The following is a 23,505-nucleotide window of genomic DNA, read 5'->3' on the forward strand; positions in this document are numbered from 1 at the left end:
CGGATGAAAGGACAATATTAATAGCGCTAACGGCTACGCAACGCCATTATTATTCCCTGGTGGTAGCAGGTTGATTGCAATTGATGGCCTTAAAGCGGTATCTCACCGTCCACTTCTGGCGGTGAGTTCAAGCGATAGACGCGATATCTCGGTTGAATTGCAACAATACGGTGGGGCTGAGCGTGACAGTTTATGCCGGTACGTCAGGCGCCCTAAGGCGTGGACTTATACCTCCCCGACATGTCATGATGCGAATGGGTTAAATTTTTGTATATGTCGTCCACCGGCGGTGGCGAATACAAAATGGCATACTTATTCAGGCGATGAACGATGGCGTACTTGAATTATTTATTAACATTTATTGAACAAAATCCTGCGCTGGCGGTGGGTTTTAATATCATTCTGCTGATCATTTCTGGCTTGTTTTCGCACCTTATGTGCAAATTTTTGCTGATTAAAGTGGTACGCAGAGTCTTCTTCGCCAGCCATAAACACGACGTTCCTCTGGAGAAGGACCGGCGCATTGCCGAAAAGCTGTCAAATTTCATTCCGGTTATTATCGTCTATTACGTTTTGCAGTTTATGCCGAATATGCCGGCATCGCTGGTGACGGCGATTAATACCTTCTGTGGGATTTTGTTTTTTATTTTTCTGTCTGTCTTTTTCAATGAGATGCTGGATATTGTCAACAGCTCTTATTTGCGCAAAACCAAGCGTAAAAATCACTCGATTAAAGGCTATATCCAGATAGGAAAAATATTAATTCACGTCATTGCGGCGATTATGATCCTCGCCGTCATGTCGAACAAATCGCCCGCCATCATTATTTCCAGCCTCGGCGCCGTGGCGGCGGTGCTCATGTTAGTGTTTCAGCATACCTTGCTGTCGCTCGTCGCCAACGTCCAGCTTTCGTCAAATGACGTTCTCCAGCTGGGGGACTGGATTGAAATGCCCGATAAAAACCTGAGCGGCGAGGTGACCGATATTGCGCTACACACGATTACTATCCGCAACTGGGATAATACGATCTCACGAATTCCGACTAAAAATTTCCTGACCGAAACCTATACCAACTGGCAGGCCATGTTTTCTTCCGGGGCGCGGCGAATTATGCGCAGTACCTATATCGATCAGCACTCGGTGAACTTTCTCTCTCAGGAGACGCTGGCCCCGATGCTTGCGCTACGGGGGGTGAATGAGCCGCTGGCAAAGTTGCTCGATGGCCGTGATCCCTCCGGGGTGGCGGACAGTTGGTTTATGGATAACGGGTTGACGAATTTAACGCTGTTTCGTCACTATCTGATGGCCTATCTCGCCGAACGAGCGGATATTATTAAAGATATGTACATTGTGGTGAGGACGTTGAAGCCCTCGCCGTCCGGGATCCCGCTGGAAATTTATTGCTTTACCTCTTCTACGTTGTGGATGGAGTATGAGAATACTCAATCAGCAATATTTGAATATATTACTGCGGTCGCCGGACAATTCTCCCTGCGCTTATATCAATATCCGGCGGGTCACGATTTCTGGCGCCTATCGCAGGAAAGCGGCATCCGGGATAGCGCGCGGCCTCCAGCGGATGGTTAAGCTGTTCAAATACCGCTCCGGCGTGCGGCCTATCTTCCGCGCTTCGCCGAAGCGGGGCTGAGAGCGGCCCATGACGTTCCCCAGATGGTCACCGGTTTCAGCTCCGGCCCTCCGCTGACATCGCCTCCATTTATGGCCTGAACGATGACTAACGCACTTCTATAAAACTCTTTAAGATAAGGCACGATTTGCAAAGCGCACGCCTTGCCACTGCCTGAACAGACAAGATGCCGCACTTTGTCACCTGAAAAAAGATAAGGAGAGTCCGTTACGGACTTTTCACCAGGCCGGTGCCACGACGCCGGCCGGAATAATTTTGTTCAAGAATGGGATAAGACTATGGGTTCACAGGTATCCACAGCAGAAGACTCACTGCTGCGGCACAGGTCGTTCGTCGCATTTTGGCTGGCGCGTACCTGTTCATCATTTGGTTTTCAGATGTTTTCAGTTGCCGTAAGCTGGCAAATTTATGCCATCACCCATAGCGCGATGGCGCTCGGGATGATCGGTCTGATGCAATTTTTACCTTCAGTATTGTTGGCCTTACCTGCCGGACATCTGGCGGATCAGTTCGATCGCCGCAGGATTGTGCTGCTGGGTCAATTCATTGAATGGGTGGCGCTGCTCGGGCTGGTGGCGCTGACGCTGCTGCATTGGGCGGACAAGATTGAGATCTGGGGACTGGTCTTTTTGATTTCGGTGGCGAAGGCCCTCGAGTGGCCGGCGATCACCTCGATGCTGCCGGCGCTGGTACCGCCGCCGATCCTGGCACGCGCGATGGCGGCCAGCTCAGTCGGGGGGCAGGCGGCGGTAATTATCGGCCCGACGCTGGGTGGCCTGCTGTATGTGGCGGGTCCGGAAGTCGTGTATGGCGTTTCCGCGCTGTTCTATTTGTTCTCTCTTGTGCTGGTTAGCCGACTGCGCTACGAGCGGCCGACGCAAACCCGCCTGCCAATGAATCTCACTAACCTGTTTGCCGGCGTGCGTTTTATCCGTGAGCGCAAAGATGTGCTGGGCGTGATTTCACTCGATCTGTTTGCCGTGCTGCTCGGCGGGGCGACGGCGCTGCTGCCGATCTTCGCCCAGGATATTTTGCATACTGGCCCCTGGGGTCTGGGGATGTTGCGCGGTGCGCCATCGGTTGGCGCCCTGCTGGTAGGCGTCTGGCTTAGCCGCCACAAGCTGGAGAAAAACGTTGGCTTGATCATGTTTGCCTCGGTCGCCGGCTTTGGCCTGGCGACACTGGTGTTTGCGCTTTCCACGCAGCTGTGGCTTTCCCTGCTGGCACTGGCCACGCTTGGCGGTTTCGACATGGTGAGCATGGTGATTCGCGGCGCGCTGGTGCAACTGGATACGCCGGATGAGATGCGTGGTCGCGTGAATGCGGTGAACGCCATCTTCATTAATACCTCGAACCAGCTTGGGGAATTTGAATCCGGCCTGCTAGCCGCATGGATGGGTGCCGTTCCGGCTGCGGCCCTTGGGGGTATAGGCACGCTGGTGGTGGTTGCCATATGGATGACCATTTTCCCGCATCTGCGCAAAAGGCAGAAGCTGGAAAATGAAAGCGTAACCTGATTTATCTTCAGGAGGCAGACGCTCCTCCTTCATCACAGCAGCCTGAAATTTAGCACCGGTTTTCACCGGTGCCTTTATTTCAGGCGCGGATATCATCATACGCGCGGGTATTATCAAACTCATGTTTGGCAAACGGGCATAGCGGGATGATCTTACGTTGCTCGCCCCGCATTTTTTCCACCACCTTCGCCACCAGTTTTTTACCTACCCCCTGCCCTTTCAAACTGGGGTCGACATCGGTGTGTTCAATAATACTGAGATGCTCGCCGGTGGGAACAAACACAATTTCAGCGACCTGATTCCCTTCGGCATCATTGACGTAAAATTTATTGTGGCCTTCCAGTATTTCCATTATCTCCTCGCTTATTTTTGGCGATACTTCAGGGCGCCGCTCGGGCAGGTCTCGACGACGCGAACCACCGTGGCGACATCCGTTTCATCCGGGACGATCCACGGCTTACGCTTCAGATTGAAGAGCTTTGCGCTACCGCGCACGCAGTTACCCGAGTGCTGACAGATGGTCGTATTGAAGTAGACATCTATCTTCTCTCCGCTATAGGCACGGTAGCCCGCTTCCAGCAGTTCCTTATCCATGACATTGCCTCCGTTATTTTTATTATTCAGCAACTAAGCATAGTCCTCGCCACAGATGCTGGCCACAGGCGTCAACAGAAACCGCTCGCTGATATATGCCAGGCGCTCCATTGTTAATGCGAAATAAACGCATTGCTATTCATCTTTTTAGCCAAACCTTCCCGCAACGAACGGCAGAAATAGAAGAAGTTAGTCTGTCCGCTGGCTTTTATTTATGGATAAGGGCGATTAAACTCACTCCACAATGGTATGAGCGCTCAGGAAAGATCCCTTGAATCGTCTGGTGAAGCTGGCACGCCCGGCACTATTTTTAATTTTATTCTCCCTCTCTGGTTGTACATTATCGCCAGCGATTCCGGTATTAGGCGCCGTATTTCCTGGCTGGTTTTTCTGTTTATTGGGCGGTGTGCTTTTACTTATCCCCTGCCATATCCTGATCGTCCGTAAAGGCTGGCAAGCGCGGTTTTCGCCGCTGGTATTCAGCTACCTGGCTCTGATGTTCCTGTTCGCCACGATCCTGTGGTTCCTTTTCTTTGCTAACTAAGCCGCTATGACAAACTCCAGCCCAAGCGTATTCCGCAAAAAGTGGCCTCTGCTGGCCCTCGTCCTCGCCGCCATCGTGGCGCTCATTCTGGTTATCTGGCAGCTCCAGACGTCGCCGGAAACCAATGACGCCTATGTCTATACTGACACCATCGATGTGGTGCCTGAAGTGAGCGGTCGGATCGTCGAGCTGCCGATCCGCGACAACCAGCGGGTGAAAAAAGGCGAGCTGCTGTTTCGTATCGATCCACGTCCCTATCAGGCGATGCTCGATGACGCCAGGGCGAGACTCACCACCCTGGATGCGCAAATCATGCTGACCCAACGTACGATTAAGGCTCAGGAGTACAACGCACAGTCGGTGGCCGCCGCCGTGGAGCGCGCCAAAGCGCTGGTTAAACAAACCACCTCGTCGCGCACGCGGCTGGAACCGCTGGTGCCGCAGGGTTTTGCTTCGCAGGAAGATCTCGATCAGGCCAGGACGGCGGAAAAAGCCGCCCGCGCTGAACTGGCGGCGACGCTATTACAGGCGAAGCAGGCTTCCGCCGCCGTCACCGGCGTCGATGCGATGGTCGCACAGCGGGCGGGGATTCTGGCGCAGATTGCGCTGGCCGAACTGCACCTTGAATTTACCGAAGTCCGCGCCCCGTTCAACGGCGTGGTGGTGGCGCTGAAAACCACCGTCGGCCAGTACGCCTCGGCGTTGAAACCGGTCTTTACCCTCATGGATGACGATCGCTGGTACGTGATCGCCAACTTCCGCGAAACCGATCTTAAAAACGTCCGTCCCGGCGTACCGGCGCGGGTCACCATCATGACCAACCATGACAAATCCTTCGCCGGGGTGGTCGACTCCGTCGGTTCCGGGGTACTGCCCGAAGGCGGGAGCGTGATTGAAGGTCTGCCGATTATTCAGAAGAGTATTAACTGGGTCCACGTTTCACAGCGCTTCCCGGTGAAAATCGCGGTGCAAGACCCCGACCCGGAACTGTTCCGCATGGGCGCCTCGGCCAGCGCCGTGCTTCAGCCTCAATAAGGAAGCGGTATGCACAACTTGTGGTCGTTTCTGCACCGGGAACTCCGCGATGTGCCGGGGCGGGCGAACTATACCCTGCGTCTGACCCTCAGCTGCGCGGTATTGATTACCCTGTTTATGACCCTGCAGATCCCTTTTTTAGCCGTGGCGCTGATCGTGGTGTTTTACGTCAGCCAGCCCAATGTGCTGATGATCAAACTGGTGAGCGTGGTGTTTTTTCTCACCGTCAGCATCGCGCTGGGCTGCGTGCTGCTGATCATCAAATGGACCTATGACTATCCGCTAATCCGCCTCGTCGCCTCGGTGCTGCTGTTTTTCGGCGCCATCTACCTGATGCGGGTGCTGGGCAAGCTGGGGATGGCCTTCTTCGTGGTGGCGCTGGTGGTGATCTACGCCCAGACCTTCCCGTCGATGACCAGCCAGAGTGAGATTCTGGTGCGCCTGCTGCTGTGGCTGTGGGTGGTCATCAACCTCGCCATCGTGGTCACCCTGCTGGTTAACGCCTGCTTTCAACAGGCGTTTCCCGGCTATCAGTTCAAAGCGCGAATCATCGTACTGCTGCGCCAGGTGGCGCAGCTGGTTGTACAGAGCGGTACGCTGCAAAACCAGCCGACCTTTAAAGCGATCGCCGAACAATCGACCCAGCTGCAGTCCCTGTTTAAGCTGGCTACCCGTTCCAGCCCTGAGATTGCCGCCGACCCGCAGGCGTGGCAGTCGCTGATGGCGGCCGCGCTGCATTGCTACCATCTGTCCGCGCTGCTCCAGCCGGGGGATGACCACCCCGCCGAGCGCCAGCGGCTTTCCGCTACGCTCTCATCGTTGGCAGAACATTTGCACGGCGGCGCGCTGAGCGCCGACCAGCCTGACGCGATCGCGCGGGATACGGCAAACAGCGTCATTTTGCAGGAAATGGCCGCCACGCTGCGCAAACTGGCGCGCGGCGAAGCGGTCGCGCTGCCGGCCGGGGAAGAGGAAAAAGCGCCTCTGCTGCTGCCCGACGCCTGGACCAATCCGGCCTATCTGCACTTCGCCTTAAAGACGCTGCTGGCGACGCTGCTGTGCTACGTTTTTTACACCGCCGCCGACTGGCAGGGCATCCACACGATTATGCTCAGCTGCGTGATTGTCGCCCAGCCGGGACTGGGCGCGACCTTGCAAAAAACCTGGCTACGGATTGGCGGCGCCCTGCTGGCGACGCTGCTGGCGCTGCTGATGATCGTGTATGTGCAGCCGCATACTGAATCTATCGTCGGGCTACTGGCCATGACCCTGCCGGTGATGGCGCTGTCGGCCTGGATCGCGGCCGGCTCGGAACGCATCGCCTACGCCGGGATTCAGATCGGCTTTACCTTTTCGCTGGCGTTCCTCAGCTGGTTTGGCCCGCTGACCAATCTCACCGAGCTGCGCGATCGGGTGATCGGCATTTTGCTCGGCATGCTGGTCTCCTCACTTGTGCATCTCTACCTGTGGCCGGATAGCGAAGCCCTGCAGCTTAAATCCCGGCTGGCGCGACTCTACCGGCAGATAGCGGATGCCCTGCGCGCCGGCGATGATGAGGTCGAACTGGTGCCGCTCTTTCACTCCCTGAACGGCGCCGAAACGTTGATGCACCGGGTCGCGGCGGAACCGCTCAATGCCTGGGCCCACCCATATCCGCAGGCAAAAACGTGGCCGGTGAAGGCGACCTACGGCCAGGCTCAGGAGATCGTGCGCTTTAGCGAAGGCTACCGGCTGTATGCCGCGCCGGGAGATGATTTTCTCCAGCACTGCGCCGCGCAGCTCCAGACCTATGCCGATGATATTGAGCAGCAGGCGGCCCCGGCGCGCCCCGGCGGGCTACATCCGGATCCCCATAATCCTTTTGGCGCGCCGCTGATCACCTTGCTGACGACACTCCCGCGGTGGTCGTCCACACCTTCAGCGATCCCGCGACAGGCAGATAAGTCATGAAAAAAATGGACACCGTGGCGCGCTTCCTGCGCTATTCCCCCCTCGCCTTCGCCCTGACGCTGGTCACCGGGTGCGCGTTAATTCAGGACGACCCCGGCCAGGTGAAAATAGTGAACCCACAGCAGGCCGAACTCGCGCAGGTGATTCACCTGGCCAACAGCGGCTGGCCGACGGCCAGGTGGTGGGAAGGCTATCACGACGCCCAGCTCAACATGCTGGTTAACCGCGCGCTGCAAAACTCTCCGACGATGCAGGCCGCCCGGCTGCGAATTGCGCAATCGCAGTCCACCGTTGAGCTGGCGCAGTCGGCGCTGGGCGTGCAGGCCACCGCCGTGGCGGCGCAGAACCGGCTGCGGGTGACCAACAAGCAGTTCACCTGGCCCTACTCTTATTCGTTGCCGGTCGATAAAAACGGCCCCTGGTACACGCTGAATACCGTCGGCGTCGGCGCGACGCTGAATATCGATTTATGGGGCGCCGATCGCGCCCACGTTGCCGCCGCCATTGGCGAAAAAAACGCCCGCCAGGCTGAGACCGCCGGTATTGAGCTGGATCTCGCCAGCAGCGTGGCGCAGCTATACTTTGCGATGCAGGCCACCTTCCAGAAGATTGAGCTGCTCAACCAGCTGGAGGAGATTGCCCGCCTCTCGGTGCAGGCGCATGAACATCGCACTCGGCGCGGGGTTGAGGATAGCGTCGATATCGCCAATGCCCAGGCCGAACTGCTGGCGGCGCAGCAACAGGTGATTACGGCCAAAGGCACGCTGACGCAGTACCGGGAGACGCTGCGGGCGCTGATCGGCGCCGACGCGCAGAGCATGCCGGCGATCCATCCCGTGCCGCTGCCGACCTTGCAGGAGACGCTGCCCGACTCGCTCTCCTTTGAGCTGCTGGCCCGCCGTCCGGACCTCCAGGCGCTGCGCGGCTACGTCACCGCCTCATTAAGCCAGGTGGACGCGGCGAAAGCGGCATTTTACCCGCACTTCGATATCAAGGCCTTCTGGGGATACAACGCGCTCAGCGTCGGCGATCTGTTTAAATCATCATTCCAGCAGATCAATCTGCTGCCGGGCCTGTATCTGCCGATCTTCGACGGCGGGCGTCTGAATGCCAATCTGAAATCGGTGCGAACAGCCAGCAATATTCTGATCAAGCAGTACAATCAGGCGGTGCTGGACGCCGTGCGCGATGTGGCGATCGGCTCCAGTCAGTTGAACGATCTTAACCAGCAGGTAGCGCTGCAAAAGCTGAAAGTGACGGCGGCGATGGCGACCACTCACAGCGCCAGCGCCCACTATCGGCGGGGGCTGGTCAGCTACTATGCGGCCCAGGAAGCGCGGCGTCCGGCTATCGCCCAGCAGCTGTTGCTGCTGGATATTCAGGCGCAGCAGCTCAGTAGCGACATTACGCTGATCAAGGCGTTAGGCGGGGACTATCGCGGCCCGGCGCTGGAGAAGCTAGCACGATAAGCCTGCCGACGGGGCGGCAAAAAGCGCCCCGGGAGCAGGGCGTTAGTTTAATACCTGCCATTCCCGCGCCTGATTTAGCGCCTGAATGCGCCCCTTCACCTGCAGCTTCTCATACAGCTGCTTGAGATGCCATTTCACGGTTTCCGCTGAAATCCCTAAGGCCCGCGCCATCTCTTTATTCGAGTAGCCCTCGGCAATCAGGAGCAGGGTTTGCCGTTCCCGCTCGGTTAAGCGGAGATTCGCCGGAGCCAGGCGAGGGGCTGCCGGCAGGATCCCGGCGGCGCTAAATCTGGCGATGAGCTGCGCCAGATCGTCGCTGAATGCCTCGTCCTGTCCGCCGCGCTGCTGCAAAACCGCCAGCAGCAAGGCCAGATCCCTCCCGCCATCCAGCAGGCTACGTAAAAGCTTCTGGCGAAACGCGCGGCGTAGCACGGGAATGCACAGCGCGAGCGCCTGCTCCTGCTCCCCCGCCCGCCACAGGGCGACGGTCTGAATGAGCCGCAGACGCACGGCGAACAGCCACTCCCCGCCGCGTTCCTGCTCATCGGCCAGTGAATCCAGCTGCCGCGCGGCCGCCAGAGGTTCTCCCGTCGCCAGCCACAGGCGGCTCTGACTCAACATAATACAGGCGGCAACCCCGTCATTTCTCCCCGCCAGCCGCTGTAGCCGCTGGAGCAGGCCTTCGGCAGCGGCGCGATCGCCAGCCTCAAGCGCGTGGGTAATACGTTCTGCCAACAGCGGCGCCTGCGCCCGGAGCCACCCGCGCTGAACCGCCAGACCTTCGGCATGCAGCAGTAATGAGGCCATCTCGTCTGGCTGACCGTTGAGCCGCGCCTGCCTCGCCAGCACGATATAACAACGGCTAAAGCCCTCCGGTGGGCAAAAGTCATCGATCATCGCCAGGCGTAGCGTCAGCAGGCCATGAATGCGCTGCACCTCGCCTTGCTCCCAGGCAATTTCCGCGAGGATCGGCGCCAGCGTTGCGCCGCTACTGGAATACGGGCCGGTATGCTGTTCGGCGTGACGGAACGCGCGCATGGCCTGTCGCTCCGCCTCGGCCAGGTTGCCCTGGCGCAGATACCCCTGGGCCATCACGAAAGCCCGATACACGGCCACGAACAGGTTGCGGTTTGCCGTCCGCACGCCGGCGACCCGCTGCTGCACATCCAGCGCCTGCTGTGGCCGGGCGTGCGCCAGATGGCAATAGCTGAGAATATTGCACACCAGGCCGTCGACCCAAACATCACCGCAGGGAACCTCATGCAATAAGGGTTCGACGATCGCAATACTCTGCGCAATATTGTCGGCAAAAGCTTCGCAAATAGCCCGAACCACGCGTAACTTCACCCATGAACTGTGGGCTAGTTCGCTACGGCTGGCCGCCGCCAGCGATTCGATAGTATCCAGCAGCTGGCGAGCCTCCTGAAAGCGAAAGCGGTGCGCTAACGCCCACGCGAGGTGGGTTTGCAGCTCAATTCTTGAGGGATCCAGATTCGCCGGCAGATAGCGGATCCAGCGCACCATCGTGTCGATATCCCCCTCCTCCGCCAGCGACTGCGCCCCCGCTTCCGCATGCCCGGCTCCCGCCTTTCCGGCGTCCAGCGCATGACGTATCGCCTCCGCCCACAGCTGCTGGCCGGCAAACCAGCTGCTGGCATGTTCATGCAGGGCGCGGATATCAACCTCCGTGCTCTGCCGCAGGCGTTCCAGCAGCGCTTCGCGCATCAGCGGATGGTAGCGAAACCACAACCCCCTCTCGTCCAGAGCGGAAACAAACAGATTGCGTTGCGCTATCCACGCCAGCATCGCTTCGCCGTTGTTTTTCCCGGTGACGGCATCGCACAGCGCCGGGTGCAGGCGGTTAAGCATCGAGGTGTGCAGGAGAAAAGCGAAAACCTCCGTCGGCAGGGGCGCGAAGATAACTTCGTCCAGATAGCGGGAGATAGCGCGGGAAGCGGTGTTTAGCTTACCGTCGGGATGATAAGCATGGGCGTTGCCGCAGGATAGCGCGGTCATTTTCATCCCCGCGATCCAGCCTTCCGTCAGGGCTATCAGCCGGGGAATATCCTGCGGGTCGAGCGTCGGCGATCGCGCGTTCGCAAAGTAGGTGCTGGCTTCGGTAAGGTCAAAACGCAGTTCATTATCATAGATCTCCACCAGCCGATCCTCGATTTGCAGACGGCTCAGCGTCAGCGGCGGCGGACGGCGACTGGCGATAATCAGATGCAAGGCCGGCGGCGCGTGCTGTAAAAGCCAGTTCAGGCCATCATGCACATCGGGGTGGGTAATATTCTGGTAGTCATCCAGAATCAGATACAGCGGGGCCGGGCAGCGATGCAGCTGGTTAATCAGCTCCGCCAGAAACAGCCGGAAATCTCCCTCTGGATTCCCCGCCGACGGCGGGTTGCCCTCCTGCCAGAGTGGACGCAGCGCCTCCTGCAGATAGCGCATAAACAGCCAGGGCGTACCGTCGTCTTCGTCGATGCTCAGCCACGCCAGCGTATCGCCCTGCTGCTGGCGGTGGCGATACCACTGAGCCAGCAGCGTGGTTTTGCCAAATCCGGCAGGGGCGCACACCAACGTCAACGCGCTGGTGGCAGCGGCATCCAGGCGTTGTAACAGGCGCTCGCGCCGCTGCAGCGCGCCCGGCGAACGCGGGGGCGTAAAGCGGGTGGCGATCAGCGGTAAGCCGCGCGTCAGGCGGAACGGTTCCTGGTGAACAAACGCGGTGAGTGACTCATCCGTAGAGGGCAAAAATTCCATAGCGCCATTACCTCTTCATCCCATGCGTTCCCCATTATCCCCCCCAACCGGGGGGTAGGCCACGGTTATCCATACCTATAGAGTAGTTTTATCCACGGTAACCGATGGGCGCTACGCCAGACGTGCGGCTTCACGCGGCCAGCCTTTGCCCATCAGGCATCCCACATTTCTTAATCAGTACAAGGTGAGTACAGAACATGGCTATCGAAAATAAAGTTGCTTTAGTGACCGGGGCCGGCCAGGGCATTGGCCGCGGTATTGCTTTACGTCTGGCTAGCGATGGCGCGTCGCTGATGCTCGTCGACGTCAATCCGGAGGGGATTGCCGCGGTTGCCGCGGAAGTCGAGGCCCTGGGCCGCAAAGCCGCCACCTTCGTCGCCAATATCGCCGATCGTGAACAGGTATTTACCGCCGTCGATCGGGCGGAAGCGGAGCTCGGCGGCTTTGATATTATCGTCAACAATGCGGGGATTGCTCAGGTGCAGGCCCTCGCCGACGTCACGCCTGAAGAGGTTGACCGCATCATGCGCATCAACGTCCAGGGGACCCTGTGGGGGATTCAGGCCGCAGCGAAAAAATTCATCGATCGTCAGCAGAACGGCAAAATTATCAACGCCTGCTCCATTGCCGGGCACGACGGTTTCGCCCTGCTGGGGATCTATTCCGCGACCAAATTTGCCGTTCGCGCCCTGACCCAGGCGGCGGCGAAAGAGTACGCCAGCCGCGGGATCACCGTGAACGCCTACTGCCCGGGAATTGTCGGGACCGGTATGTGGACCGAGATCGACAAACGCTTTGCCGAAATTACCGGCGCGCCGGTCGGTGAAACCTATAAAAAATACGTTGAAGGCATTGCCCTGGGCCGCGCTGAAACGCCGGATGACGTCGCAAGCCTGGTCTCTTATCTGGCCGGCCCGGACTCCAATTATATCACCGGCCAGTCAATCCTGATTGATGGCGGTATCGTTTACCGTTAATCCCCGAACCGGGCTGTTGTCTGCGCCAGCCCGGTCAGCCGCTCTCCCGTTTTTGTCCCCTCGCGTAGCTCTTAGCATTCATTAGCGTACCCGCCCTCTGCCAGCGCAGTAGCAAAAGCGCTGGACTTAATTTTATACCGATCATAAACTTTTACCAGGCAAAACAAAATCATCAGCAGAGGCCTGCTGAGGGAGCGCATCAATGAATACCCGGCAAAAAGCGGAAGGATTGCGTGAGCAAAAAAAGCGTCTCACGCGCCAGCAGCTTTCCAATACCGCCACCGAACTGTTTATTAAGCAGGGCTTTGATAACGTCACCGTGAGCGATATTGCCGCAGCGGCGAAGGTGTCGAAAATGACCGTGTTTAACTACTTCCCGCGCAAGGAAGAGCTCTACTTCGATCGCATCGACGAAATCCACCAGCTCCTGCAGGAGGCTCTGGAACGTCACCGTGCGCTGTCACCGGTCGCGGCGCTCAGAGCCCTGACCCGGGAACTGATCGAGCAGGAACATCCGCTTATCAGGATCGATCGGCGGGTTGCCGACTTCTGGCAAGGCGTGGCCGCAAGCCCGGCGCTACGGGTGTATGCCCTGGAACAGTTTGCCGAACTGACGCGGGCGCTCAGCAATATGCTCGCTGCGCGTCTCTCTGCGCCTGAGCACGATCCCGTTGCCGGCCTGGTTGCCAGCATCATTCTGAATAGCTGGCGTATCGCTTTTACCGAAGCGCTGCGTCAGCCCGAACATCTTGCCGCCACCGCCGTGCGGGAGCGCTTTCTGACACTGCTTGATAGCGGGTTTCGCGCCGCTGAAGCGGCGGCGCAGGATACGCCCTATGCCTGAGCCACGCGGCCGGAACTGACCCCATCATGAACAGAACCCTTAGCGTTATTTTTATGACCATCTGGCTCGATGCGATTGGCATCGGGCTGATTTTTCCGATTCTGCCGCAGCTTCTCAAAGAGGTGATGCAGACCGCGGATATCGCCCACTACATTGGCATCCTGGCGGCGCTGTATGCCCTGATGCAGTTTATCTTCGCTCCGCTGGCTGGCGCGCTAAGCGATAATTTTGGTCGACGGCCGGTGCTGCTGATCTCCCTGGCCGGTGCGGTGGTTAACTACCTGATCATGGCCTTTGCCAGCCATCTGTGGCTGCTGTTGCTCGGGCGGGCCATCGCCGGGCTGACCAGCGCGAATATCGCGGTGGCGATGGCATGGCTGACGGACATTACGCCCGCCGGGAAACGCGCCAGCCGTTTCGGGCTGTTTAACGCCACCTTCGGCGCGGGCTTTATTATCGGCCCGCTGCTCGGCGGACTGCTGGGGGATTACGGCGTCCGGCTACCCTTTATCGTCGCCGCGGGACTGAACAGCGCGAATGTACTGCTGGCCCTCTTCGCCCTGAAAGAGTCGCGCCGGCCGGCCAGGCAGAAAATGGCGTTCGCCGGGCTTAATCCCCTGCGCCCCATGCGCTGGCTATTCTCCGTCAAAGGGCTGCTGACTATCGCGCTGGTGTTCTTTTTCCTCAGCGCCAGCGGCGAGGTCTATGGCACCTGCTGGGCGCTGTGGGGTCAGGATATGTTTCACTGGAACGGCCTATGGGTTGGCCTGTCGCTCGCCGCCTTCGGGGTGTGTCAAACTCTGGCGCAGGCATTTTTACCCGGCCCGGCCACCCGTCTGCTGGGAGAGCGCGGGGCGATCCTCGGCGGGATAGCCTGCTCCAGCACGGCATTAATTGTCCTGTCGCTGGCCCAGCAGAGCTGGATAGTCTTCGCGGTAATGCCGCTGATTGCCCTCGGCGGCATCGGTACGCCGGCCCTGCAGGCGCTGGCCACCCGCCAGGTGCAGGCCGACAAGCAGGGGCAGCTTCAGGGGGTGCTGGCGTCAACCGTCAGCCTGGCATCGATTGTCGCCCCGCTGGTGTTCTCAAGCTTATATTTCGGCTTGCGTAGCGAATGGCCCGGGGCTATCTGGCTGTCGGTTGTAGTTCTCTACATCTTCGCGGTGCCGTTGATCTATCGCTGCACCCGCGCGCCGTCCTGATGGGCCAGACGAAAAAAAAGCTGGCGCATTACGCGCCAGCCTGCGGGAAGCCAGTAGCCATTGCCGTCAGGCGTTGGTCACCGGTTTTTGTGCGGTTTTGTTCTGGGCATTTTCCAGCATCCGACGCACCGGCACGATCAGAACGCAGAGTACGGCAGCGCAGATCAGCAGCGCAATCGAACAACGCGCGAACAGGTCCGGCAGCATATCCAGCCGATCGGCTTTCACCTGACCGCCAATCAGGCCTGCCGCCAGGTTCCCCAGCGCGCTGGCGCAGAACCATAGCCCCATCATCTGGCCGCGCATCCTCTCCGGCGCCAGCAGGGTCATGGTCGCCAGACCAATCGGGCTCAGGCACAGCTCGCCCAGCGTCAGCATCAGAATACTGCCCACCAGCCAGAACGGGGATACGCCGGCCCCACCGTTGCTCAGCACGTTTTGTGCCGCCAGCATCATCAGGCCAAAGCCGGCCGCGGCGCAGAGAATGCCGATGACAAACTTGCTGATGCTGCTCGGGCGCACGCTTTTGCGCGCCAGCGCTGGCCATGCCCAGCTGAATACCGGCGCCAGCAGAATGATAAACAGGGCGTTAATCGACTGGAACCACACCGCCGGGATCTCGAAGTCGCCGATCGTGCGGTTGGTGTAGTCATTGGCGAACAGGTTGAACGAGGTCGGTTTCTGTTCAAATGCCGACCAGAAGAAGGCGGCAGAGACCAGCAGAATAAAGCACACCAGCAGGCGCGCGCGCTCTTTGCGGCTTAATCCGGCAAACATAAACAGATAGATAAAGTACAGCACCACCGAGGCGGCAATCACGTACACCAGCATGCTGGCAACCGCCACCGGGTTAATCACTATCACGCCCTGCGCAATCAGGGTGATGATAACCGCCGCGCCGACGGCCAGCGCCAGCAGCCAGGCGCCCACGCCGTTCTTCTTCGCCACCGGGCTGTTCCAGGTCGAGTCGAGGCCCACTTCGCTGTCGTAGCGTTTCATTGCCGGAACGGCAAAGACCCGGAAGATCACCAGCGCCACCAGCATCCCGATACCACCGATACCGAAGCCCCAGTGCCAGCCGTGCGATTTGATCAACCAGCCGGAAATCAGCGGTGCGATGAACGACCCCATGTTGATGCCCATGTAGAACAGGGAGAACCCGCCGTCACGACGCGCATCGCCTTTCTTGTACAGCGTCCCCACCATGACCGAGATACAGGTCTTGAACAGACCGGAACCGAGCACGATAAACATCAGGCCGATGAAGAACAGGCTGTCGCCCATCAGCGCGGACAAGGCGATCGACAGGTGGCCGAGCGCAATCAGAATCGACCCGTACCACACCGCTTTTTGCTGACCCAGCCAGTTATCCGCCAGCCAGCCGCCGGGCAGCGCCGCCAGATACATACTGCCGGCGAAGATACCGACGATCGCCGAGGCGTTTTCACGCGCCAGCCCCATCCCGCCGTCATAAACGGTGGCCGCCATAAACAGAATCAGTAAGGGACGAATGCCGTAAAATGAGAATCGCTCCCACATTTCGGTAAAGAATAGCGAACCTAGCGGATAAGGGTGACCAAAGAAGGTCCGGCTTTCATTTTTATTAACAGAGGAATGCATAACTTCTCCAAATAAGGTGCGCCGCAGCGCTGATAAACCGCGGAAAGCGTGTTGACCATTTATTCACCTGGTCAATCATTTACATTAGGCATGATGTTTTTTAACTATTTGATAACCAGATAATGGTTTTGTCTAGCCCCTACACCCCATCTTTTAGATGAAAAGTCGACAAACGTCTACTTTTATAGATTTTAAGTTGGCTAACGACGAAATGTGATTGACATCTCAAACCATAACAAACAACCAACTTATACCTTTATAAACAATGTGTTGTGAAATTGAATATGGAAACTCATCGCCGGAGGGCGCTGGCGATATAACACGATAAAAAGCAGGGTAAATACGAGGTTGGCGCTATCTATGGCAACAAGCTGCGATAAATGGCGCTATTGTGGTTTTTGTAAAATGGCGGCTCGGCGGCGAGGATGAGAAAGTGCGTCGAAGGACGCTAAAGACGGCTAACCCGCCGGGGATTATTGCGCGATATATGCGTACCAACGGTCTGTTTTTTTTTGCCATTTCGTCCATCGGGTCGACCCAGAGCGCATTCCCCCCGGCGAGAGAACTATGACCTGGCGTAGACTGGCCAGCTCCGGTTGTGGAGCACCACCCGGTAGCCATCATGATCGACGAATGTCCGCCCGTTAACGTCCCAGTAGGGATTAAACGCCCTGACCGTGCAAAAACCAGCCTGCGCCATCCTGCCGCAGGCGCGCTGCCAGTCGGCGCGGTCCGGGTAATACAGAACCAGTAAATCTTCCTCGGTCTGCGCGGGTTGGACCGGATGAACATGGCAGTGGGTAAACTCAATATGCCAGGGCAAATCCGCGTCGCCCAGCATAATCCCGCTGAAGCCGGCATGATCGACGAAGTCCGCGATTCGCATCAGCCCCAGCCCCTGAGTGTAGAGGGCGCAGGTACGTTCAAGGTGGGTGACGGGTCGGGCAATTCGCATATGGCTAAACATGGCAACCGGCTCCTCCGGGTCTGGCGCGCGCTCCGCGATGGAGGGCATCCCCCTTAATCTATCCACGTTTCAGGTGGCCATTTGTCGAGAAGAGCCCTTGCTCTCTGGGCAGCCAGGGGCGAAGGAACTGGCGATAGCGTCTGAACGTTGCGTGGCTGCTCCAAACGAATTCCCGGAGATGGGTTAATAAAAGCGAGCGCACGCGACACGACATTCGCCCGGCGAAGTCATATACTGGACTTCGACAACCCCGCCCCGGAGGCCCGATGCTCAGCTCTTTTTCCTGGATTAACCCACCCGCTCAATGGCAGCGCGATAACGATAAGCTCAGCGTCATCACCGATGAGCAAACCGATTTCTGGCGAAAAACCTGGTACGGGTTTGAACGTTTTTCCGGCCATATCTTCGCCACTGACGTCGCCGGGGATTTTACTTTCCAGGTGAAGGTACGCGCGGATTTCAGCATGCTGTATGACCAGGCCGGCATCATGCTGATGTCCGATGAGCGGCACTGGCTGAAAGCGGGGATTGAATTCAACGACGGCGCGCCGGCCATCGGTAGCGTGCTGACGCTGGAGCATTCGGACTGGGCAACCGGTCTGTTCTCCGGTAATCCGCGAGAGTTCTGGCTGCGATTGACCCGTAAAGACGACGCGCTGAGATTACAGTATTCGGCGGAAGGACATCACTGGCCGCTGCTGCGGCTATGCCATTTCCCGCGCGGTGCGGCGAAAGTGGGCGTGATGTGCTGTACGCCCGAACGTCGCGGGCTAGCGGTGGAGTTTCTGGATATGGCGCTCTCCCCGCCGCTGGATAAGCCGCTGCACGATCTGAGCTGACTCCCGACGTCCTGAGTCACAGCCTTTTCATCCGCTCGCTGCCCGCCCGCAGAGCCAGAGCAATCTCCCGTCAACCGGGGCCGTCGCTGGCGGCGGCAAGCAGCGGGACAATCAGATCGCTCATCGGCGTAGGAATGCCATAATGACCGCCAAATCTTTGCACCACCCCATTACGAATATCCCATTCCAGCGGGCGCCCGGCCTCACGGTCGGCAAGAATAGAGGTGCTCAGGTCCGCCGGCGCGCGATGGAAACCGGCGATAATCTCCTGCGGGACGTCATCCCCCAGTTTCGCGCCATCGGCCCGCGCAACCGCGAGGCACTCCTGCAGGTAAGCGAAAGCCAGATCGGTGATATCGCGGCGGGAGAACATCCCCGCGCGACGCCCTGTCAGCACCATTAAACCGGCGACCGCGTTCTGCAATAATTTACGCCACGCCACGGTATGAAAATCGGCGCAGACCTCAACCTCGCAACGCGTCCCCTGCAAAACCTTCAGTACCCGCTCCGCGGCCGGCGTATCCGGCAATGTCAGGCGCGGCTTAGCCCGCAGCCAGACCGAAGCATCGGCTTCACGCTGCGCCGGAAACCATACCACCGAGGGCAGCACCGTCGCGCCAGCGACGTAGTTCGCGAACTGCGCCTGCTGCTCGATCCCGTTTTGCAAGGCGCAAACCACCGTGTTCTGCTGACATAACGCCGCCAGCCACGCGGCCGTCGCGGGCAGCTGTGTGGTCTTCACCGCAACGAAAACCAGGTCAAAAGGCTGCTTAATTGCCGCCGGATCGGTTAATACCGGCCCTGGTACGATGATTTGCTGGCTGTCGAAACGTAATACCAGCTGCGGATGCGCGGTGCGGCCGCACACCACCGGCGTACGCCCGGCTTCATGCAGCGCGGCGGCTATCGTGGTTCCGATGGCGCCTGGGCCAATCAGCGCGACGCTGGGATTTTTTGCCATCATGCACATCTCCTGATTATCCGTGGCCGCCTGAGCGGCTTGGGGTGAACACTCGTCGCACCGCCGACCGTCGCCGGCAATGCGATTGTTTATTGGCATACGGATACGTAGCTGAGCTATAACCTCTGACGTCCCTACCCGCAGCGGAGAACAACATGTATATCACATCGCAACGTCTGACCATGCGGCCTGTTTCTGAATTCGACGTTGCCGACCTGTTCAGAATTTATGGCGATCCGGCCACCAATACCTTTAACCCTGCCGGTCCCTACCCCGATATCGCCCATGCACAAACGGTGCTTTGCCGTTGGATAGCGCACCGCAAAGCGCAGGCCTTCGGCAACTGGGCCATTTCACTGAATGAAGCGCCGGAGAGGATGATCGGGTTTGGCGGCCTGAGCGTGAGTACTTACGCCGGGATAACTCTCAATAACCCTGGCTACCGTTTTGCGACCGAGGCCTGGGGAAAAGGGCTGGCAACCGAGTTCTCTCGATTTGCCGTTGGCTATGGCTTTGCGGAATTATCCCTCAATACCATCTCAGCCGTCGTCAGAGGCAATCACCTGGCCTCGCAAAAAGTGCTGTCAAAAGCCAGGTTGAAATATGTCAGAGAAATTAATGATGTCGCCAATGCGCCACCCAGCCTGCTGTTCAGCCTCAGCCGTCATGAGTGGTCAGGTCGGTGAGGTTCCCGGGAATGGCAGGAGCCACATACCGTATTGCAACAGAGCACGTTTTTGAGCGCCGACCAAACATCCCGGTAGCCTGCCCGGGTGTTCAGATACGCGCCTTGCGTTCCCGCTCATCGTGCGACAGATAAAAAGAACTTTCTCAGCAAAAACGAGACTCGATTCAATATCTATAATAACGCTGGTAAATCAAATGACATTGCACCAGAAATCAATATTCCTGCCCATATAAGGTGCAAAAAGACAATTATCCTGGATGGGTTTAACGGTTTATTCCATGGCATCTTTTTTGCTTAAGTCCATTTCCCCGGATAAAGAGATGATGAATATGGCGTCTGGATTATGCAATTACAATATGAGCCATGATACCCGCCCCTTCGTCCAGATAGGCTCATGGATAAGTCATACAGATGGCTATTTGCTTCAAAATTTTGCAGAGAGAATAGCCACTATCGCGATTAATCCTGTTTCCCATCAGGATCCAGATAAATCCTGTAAAGAGGCCCGCGCTGCCGAATATACCGGCGTGAATATCGCTGGACGCAAGCGGTTCCCGATTTATTTGTCCCTTCCTGTGTCCGCCCTAAAGTATTCAGGCGGCGATGATCAGACCGCTCTTTCACCTTATTCCCGATAAGCATATCCCTGTTAAGGAGGGCATCATGCGATATATTCCAGGGAGGATACCGGTTATCCTTGCGATCGGTAATCTCTTCTTTACCTGCGCCGTATCCGTAGACCTGACGATTGCCACCCTGGTGGGCTATCAGCTGGCACCTTCTGGCGAGCTGGCCACGATCCCGTTTGCCCTCATTACTGTCGCCGGCGCGTTCTCGAGTATGTTTGCCGCCGGTATGATTGGTCGGGGAAACGAAAAAGCGGCGTTTATACTGGGGTCAGTATGCGGTACAGCCGGTGGCTTACTGTCATTTCTTGCCGTACTGAAGGCCAGTTTTCTACTGTTCTGCACTGGCTGCTTCCTTGTCGGCATCTATCAAGCCTTCAGCCAGTATTATCGTCTGGTGGCTGCCGACCATTCCCCTGCCGAGGCAAAAGGTCAGGCGATTTCTCTGGTGATGGTTGGCGGCGTTGTCGCGGCGATCCTCGGGCCGCTTCTGACGATTATGGCCCGGGATATTCCCGGACTTCCTCGCTTTGCGGGTGTTTACCTCGTGGTGGCAGGGCTGGGGATTATCTCCGCCCTAAACCTGGCGATATTCCTGCGCGGCGCTCAAAAGCATCCCCCGATTCCCGCTGCCGGCACCATCCCGATATCCTCCCCCACCAGCCGGGAGTTAATGCGCCGCCCGGATTATCGTACCGCCTGGCTTCACCTGGTGGCCGGGTCCCTGGTGATGCTTTTTCTGATGACGGCGGCGCCGCTTTCAGTTACGCATCACCACACCATGAATGACGGTGCGCTGGTCATTCAGTTACATCTCCTGGGTATGTATGTCCCTTCGCTGTTTACCGGCATACTGATCAGGAAAGCAGGCCTGCCATCTCTGCTGTTCGCGGGCATCGCGCTCAACATAGCCGCTATCGCGATAAACCTGACCGGCGAATCCATGCTGGCATACAGTTCAAGCCTGCTTCTGGTCGGGGTCGGCTGGAATTTTATGTTTGTTGGCGGTTCAACGCTGCTCAGTCTCTCTTATCGTGATAATGAGCGAAAAAAAGCGCAGGGTCTGGCCGAAACCAGCCGCTTTGTTTTCTCCGCGATAGCCACATCAGGCGCGGGCGTAGGGCTGGCATTTCTGGGCTGGCAGCGACTGGGTCTGATGATGTTACCCGTTTTACTGATATGCCTGATTTCCACCTGGCAATACAAACGTTCTCTCAGAAAGTCCCCCATCAGCGCTTCCCATTCTGTTGAAGAAGGCTCTTAGCCCGACAATGGATAATGGCGTCGTTCGGGCCAATCGGCGCCTTCGCCGCCGTCGGGCCGCCGGTAGATCGTCCGCTAAGTAACTTGCATTTTGATAGTTACTATGTCAATTTGCTCCAGAAAGCCACCTATCCATCCAGGCCAGCCCATGAAAAATGAACCGCTTTGCAACGCTCCCTGCCCCATCGCCCGTAGCCTCGGGCGCATCGGTGACAGCTGGAGCATGATGATCCTGCGCGACGCCTTCGCCGGCTTTACCCGCTTTGACGAGTTCCAGAAAAGCAGCAACGTCGCGCCCAATATTCTTTCGCGCCGTCTGAAGGCGCTGGTAGACGACGGCCTGCTGGAGAAGGTTTGCTACAGCAGCGCACCGCCGCGCTACGAATACCACCTCACGCAAAGCGGCCGCGATTTTCGCATGGTGCTGCTGGCGCTGGCGGAATGGGGTAACCGCCACTTCTCACCCGAAGGCCGTCAGATGCAGCTGGTGGAAAGTGAAACCCAGCGGCGCGTGGAGCCGATCATGGTCGATAAAGCAACCGGGGAAGAGATTGTCCCGGGTAAATACGCGATGGTGCCGGGCCCCGCGGCCTCACCGATGATGAAGTACCGTCACCAATATCTGCTGCGCAAGCGTGAGGGCGATAGCGGGCAAAAATTCCAACCCGAACTCTACAGAGATGCCAACAATGAATCCGGCCAGTAAGAAAAGAGCCCTCGTTCTGGCGGCACTCGCCGTCGCCGCGTTGGCGGCGGCGAGCTACGGCGTTTACTGGTGGCATACCGGGCGCTTTATCCAGACGACTGACGATGCCTATGTTGGCGGCGACATTAGCGCCATCTCCAGCAAAATCTCCGGCTATATTCAGCAGCTGGCGGTGCAGGACAATATGGCGGTAAAAAAAGGCGACCTGCTGATTCGCATTGATGACCGCGATTACCGCGCCGCGCTGGCAAAAGCCGCCGGAGAAGTGGCGGCGCAGCAGGCCGCGCTGGCCGATATCGTTGCCACCCGGCAGCTACAGCAGGCGACGATTGCCGGCTCTGCGGCCTCGCTACAGGCCGCGACGGCGGCGGCCGAAAAATCGGCTAACGACAACCGACGTTATAACGCCCTGGCAGCGTCGAGCGCGATTTCCGCGCAAATCCGTGATAACGCCTCCGCCGATTATCGCCGGGCGCGCGCCGAGCAGGAGAAAGCCAAAGCGGAGAAAACCGCGGCCGAACGCCAGCTGGCGGTGCTGGATGCCCGCCAGCAACAAACGCTGGCCGCCCTGGCGCAGGCCCAGGCTAGCCTCGAGATGGCCACGCTGAACCTCAGCTATACCGAAATTCGCGCGCCGTTCGATGGCGTGATTGGCAACCGCCGCGCGTGGTCCGGTTCGTTCGTCAGCAGCGGCACGCAGCTGCTTTCCCTGGTTCCCGCGCATGGCCTGTGGATTGACGCCAACTTCAAGGAAAACCAGTTGGCGCATATGCGTGCCGGCCAGCCGGTGACCATCGTGGCCGACGTGCTGCCGAACCGCACCTTTAAAGGCTATGTCGCCAGCCTGGCGCCGGCGACCGGCTCGCGCTTCAGCATTCTTCCTGCGGAGAACGCGACGGGGAATTTCACGAAAATCGTGCAGCGTGTGCCGGTCCGCATTGCGCTGGAAGGAGAAGGCGCAAAACTTGACGTACTGCGCCCTGGGCTATCGGTGATCGTCACCGTGAACGAAAAGAGTCGCCGATGAGCAGCGTTCAGGCGCTGCCCGCCCCGCAGGGTCTGTCGATGCCGATGGCGAAGAAGATCTTCGCCTTCGCCAGCATGTGCGTGGGAATGTTTATCGCGCTGATCGATATCCAGATCGTGTCCGCCTCGCTGCGGGATATCGGCGGCGGCCTCTCGGCGGGCGACGATGAAACCGTGTGGGTACAAACCAGCTACCTGATCGCCGAGATCATTATTATCCCGCTTTCCGGCTGGCTGGCGCGGGTCATGTCGACACGCTGGCTGTT

General features: G+C 58.3%; 21 protein-coding genes and 2 pseudogenes. 17 read left to right on the forward strand and 6 right to left on the reverse strand.

Going from position 1 to position 23,505, the window contains the following annotated elements; genetic code table 11:
* Positions 1 to 330 precede the first annotated feature (330 nt).
* From ACI2JR_RS19385 to ACI2JR_RS19395, 3 genes and pseudogenes are all read left to right on the forward strand, one after another.
* A pseudogene (locus ACI2JR_RS19385) lies at positions 331 to 751 on the forward strand (hypothetical protein).
* 107 nt (positions 752 to 858) lie between these two features.
* Complete coding sequence (locus tag ACI2JR_RS19390) at positions 859 to 1,587, forward strand: mechanosensitive ion channel family protein (protein WP_462479251.1); 729 nt, start codon at positions 859 to 861, stop codon at positions 1,585 to 1,587.
* Between the two features lie 339 nt (positions 1,588 to 1,926).
* Positions 1,927 to 3,165: an MFS transporter gene (locus tag ACI2JR_RS19395; protein ID WP_132730574.1), complete on the forward strand. Its 1,239-nt coding sequence runs from the start codon at positions 1,927 to 1,929 to the stop codon at positions 3,163 to 3,165.
* A gap of 79 nt (positions 3,166 to 3,244) precedes the next feature.
* Here ACI2JR_RS19395 and ACI2JR_RS19400 read toward each other — a convergent pair whose 3' ends face one another.
* Positions 3,245 to 3,517: a GNAT family N-acetyltransferase gene (locus ACI2JR_RS19400; protein ID WP_462479238.1), complete on the reverse strand. Its 273-nt coding sequence runs from the start codon at positions 3,515 to 3,517 to the stop codon at positions 3,245 to 3,247.
* A gap of 11 nt (positions 3,518 to 3,528) precedes the next feature.
* Positions 3,529 to 3,759, reverse strand: a complete 231-nt coding sequence (gene yjdI, locus ACI2JR_RS19405) for a 4Fe-4S mono-cluster protein YjdI (RefSeq protein WP_462479239.1) — start codon at positions 3,757 to 3,759, stop codon at positions 3,529 to 3,531.
* A 271-nt stretch (positions 3,760 to 4,030) separates the two neighbouring features.
* Between yjdI and ACI2JR_RS19410 the strand changes: the two genes are divergently transcribed.
* Genes ACI2JR_RS19410 through ACI2JR_RS19425 form a run of 4 tightly spaced genes read left to right on the forward strand, consistent with a single transcriptional unit; the run spans position 4,031 to position 8,757 of the window.
* Positions 4,031 to 4,303 carry a YtcA family lipoprotein gene (locus tag ACI2JR_RS19410; protein ID WP_132730577.1) on the forward strand — a complete coding sequence of 91 codons (273 nt, stop codon included), beginning with the start codon at positions 4,031 to 4,033 and terminating at the stop codon, positions 4,301 to 4,303.
* A 6-nt stretch (positions 4,304 to 4,309) separates the two neighbouring features.
* A complete protein-coding gene (gene mdtN / locus ACI2JR_RS19415) occupies positions 4,310 to 5,338 on the forward strand; it encodes a multidrug transporter subunit MdtN (protein WP_132730578.1) in 1,029 nt (342 codons plus the stop codon).
* A 9-nt stretch (positions 5,339 to 5,347) separates the two neighbouring features.
* The gene (locus tag ACI2JR_RS19420; RefSeq protein WP_462479240.1) at positions 5,348 to 7,288 is read left to right on the forward strand and encodes an FUSC family protein; all 1,941 of its coding nucleotides are present in this window, start codon (positions 5,348 to 5,350) and stop codon (positions 7,286 to 7,288) included.
* A 5-nt stretch (positions 7,289 to 7,293) separates the two neighbouring features.
* Positions 7,294 to 8,757 (forward strand): MdtP family multidrug efflux transporter outer membrane subunit, encoded by a 1,464-nt coding sequence (locus tag ACI2JR_RS19425; protein WP_462479252.1) that lies wholly within the window; start codon positions 7,294 to 7,296, stop codon positions 8,755 to 8,757.
* 42 nt (positions 8,758 to 8,799) lie between these two features.
* Here the strand turns inward: ACI2JR_RS19425 and ACI2JR_RS19430 are convergent, their stop codons facing one another.
* On the reverse strand, positions 8,800 to 11,520 hold the full coding sequence (locus tag ACI2JR_RS19430; protein WP_462479241.1) for a LuxR C-terminal-related transcriptional regulator: 2,721 nt from the start codon (positions 11,518 to 11,520) through the stop codon (positions 8,800 to 8,802).
* Positions 11,521 to 11,717: 197 nt separating this feature from the next.
* Between ACI2JR_RS19430 and ACI2JR_RS19435 the strand changes: the two genes are divergently transcribed.
* The 3 genes from ACI2JR_RS19435 (at position 11,718) to ACI2JR_RS19445 (ending at position 14,543) form a co-directional block, all read left to right on the forward strand.
* Complete coding sequence (locus ACI2JR_RS19435; RefSeq protein ID WP_462479242.1) at positions 11,718 to 12,497, forward strand: acetoin reductase; 780 nt, start codon at positions 11,718 to 11,720, stop codon at positions 12,495 to 12,497.
* A gap of 202 nt (positions 12,498 to 12,699) precedes the next feature.
* Positions 12,700 to 13,341, forward strand: coding sequence for a TetR/AcrR family transcriptional regulator (locus ACI2JR_RS19440; RefSeq protein WP_462479243.1), 642 nt, complete (start codon positions 12,700 to 12,702; stop codon positions 13,339 to 13,341).
* Between the two features lie 26 nt (positions 13,342 to 13,367).
* Positions 13,368 to 14,543, forward strand: a complete 1,176-nt coding sequence (locus ACI2JR_RS19445; RefSeq protein ID WP_462479244.1) for a TCR/Tet family MFS transporter — start codon at positions 13,368 to 13,370, stop codon at positions 14,541 to 14,543.
* A gap of 66 nt (positions 14,544 to 14,609) precedes the next feature.
* Here the strand turns inward: ACI2JR_RS19445 and ACI2JR_RS19450 are convergent, their stop codons facing one another.
* Both ACI2JR_RS19450 and ACI2JR_RS19455 read right to left on the reverse strand, forming a co-directional pair.
* Entirely contained in the window at positions 14,610 to 16,163 is a 1,554-nt protein-coding gene (locus tag ACI2JR_RS19450; RefSeq protein ID WP_132730585.1) for a peptide MFS transporter, read from the reverse strand.
* 565 nt (positions 16,164 to 16,728) lie between these two features.
* Positions 16,729 to 17,130 carry a VOC family protein gene (locus tag ACI2JR_RS19455; protein ID WP_462479245.1) on the reverse strand — a complete coding sequence of 134 codons (402 nt, stop codon included), beginning with the start codon at positions 17,128 to 17,130 and terminating at the stop codon, positions 16,729 to 16,731.
* 266 nt (positions 17,131 to 17,396) lie between these two features.
* Between ACI2JR_RS19455 and ACI2JR_RS19460 the strand changes: the two genes are divergently transcribed.
* Positions 17,397 to 17,969 (forward strand): DUF1349 domain-containing protein, encoded by a 573-nt coding sequence (locus tag ACI2JR_RS19460; protein WP_132730587.1) that lies wholly within the window; start codon positions 17,397 to 17,399, stop codon positions 17,967 to 17,969.
* Positions 17,970 to 18,039: 70 nt separating this feature from the next.
* On the opposite strand, the gene ACI2JR_RS19465 is transcribed toward ACI2JR_RS19460, so the two are convergent.
* Complete coding sequence (locus tag ACI2JR_RS19465) at positions 18,040 to 18,930, reverse strand: oxidoreductase (RefSeq protein WP_462479253.1); 891 nt, start codon at positions 18,928 to 18,930, stop codon at positions 18,040 to 18,042.
* 155 nt (positions 18,931 to 19,085) lie between these two features.
* Between ACI2JR_RS19465 and ACI2JR_RS19470 the strand changes: the two genes are divergently transcribed.
* The 6 genes and pseudogenes from ACI2JR_RS19470 to ACI2JR_RS19495 form a co-directional block, all read left to right on the forward strand.
* Positions 19,086 to 19,616, forward strand: a complete 531-nt coding sequence (locus tag ACI2JR_RS19470) for a GNAT family N-acetyltransferase (RefSeq protein WP_462479246.1) — start codon at positions 19,086 to 19,088, stop codon at positions 19,614 to 19,616.
* 280 nt (positions 19,617 to 19,896) lie between these two features.
* Positions 19,897 to 20,256 (forward strand): hypothetical protein, encoded by a 360-nt coding sequence (locus ACI2JR_RS19475; RefSeq protein WP_462479247.1) that lies wholly within the window; start codon positions 19,897 to 19,899, stop codon positions 20,254 to 20,256.
* Positions 20,257 to 20,281: 25 nt separating this feature from the next.
* The gene (locus ACI2JR_RS19480; protein ID WP_462479248.1) at positions 20,282 to 21,508 is read left to right on the forward strand and encodes an MFS transporter; all 1,227 of its coding nucleotides are present in this window, start codon (positions 20,282 to 20,284) and stop codon (positions 21,506 to 21,508) included.
* A 147-nt stretch (positions 21,509 to 21,655) separates the two neighbouring features.
* Positions 21,656 to 22,213 carry a winged helix-turn-helix transcriptional regulator gene (locus tag ACI2JR_RS19485; protein WP_132730591.1) on the forward strand — a complete coding sequence of 186 codons (558 nt, stop codon included), beginning with the start codon at positions 21,656 to 21,658 and terminating at the stop codon, positions 22,211 to 22,213.
* Positions 22,197 to 23,240 (forward strand): HlyD family secretion protein, encoded by a 1,044-nt coding sequence (locus ACI2JR_RS19490; RefSeq protein WP_462479249.1) that lies wholly within the window; start codon positions 22,197 to 22,199, stop codon positions 23,238 to 23,240. Before ACI2JR_RS19485 ends, ACI2JR_RS19490 begins: the two co-directional genes overlap by 17 nt.
* Positions 23,237 to 23,505 (forward strand): annotated as a pseudogene (locus ACI2JR_RS19495) (EmrB/QacA family drug resistance transporter); the annotation flags it as partial. The gene ACI2JR_RS19490 and the pseudogene ACI2JR_RS19495, both read left to right, overlap by 4 nt.

The sequence above is a fragment of the Klebsiella sp. NPDC088457 genome, assembly GCF_044900465.1.
Lineage (GTDB): Bacteria > Pseudomonadota > Gammaproteobacteria > Enterobacterales > Enterobacteriaceae > Klebsiella.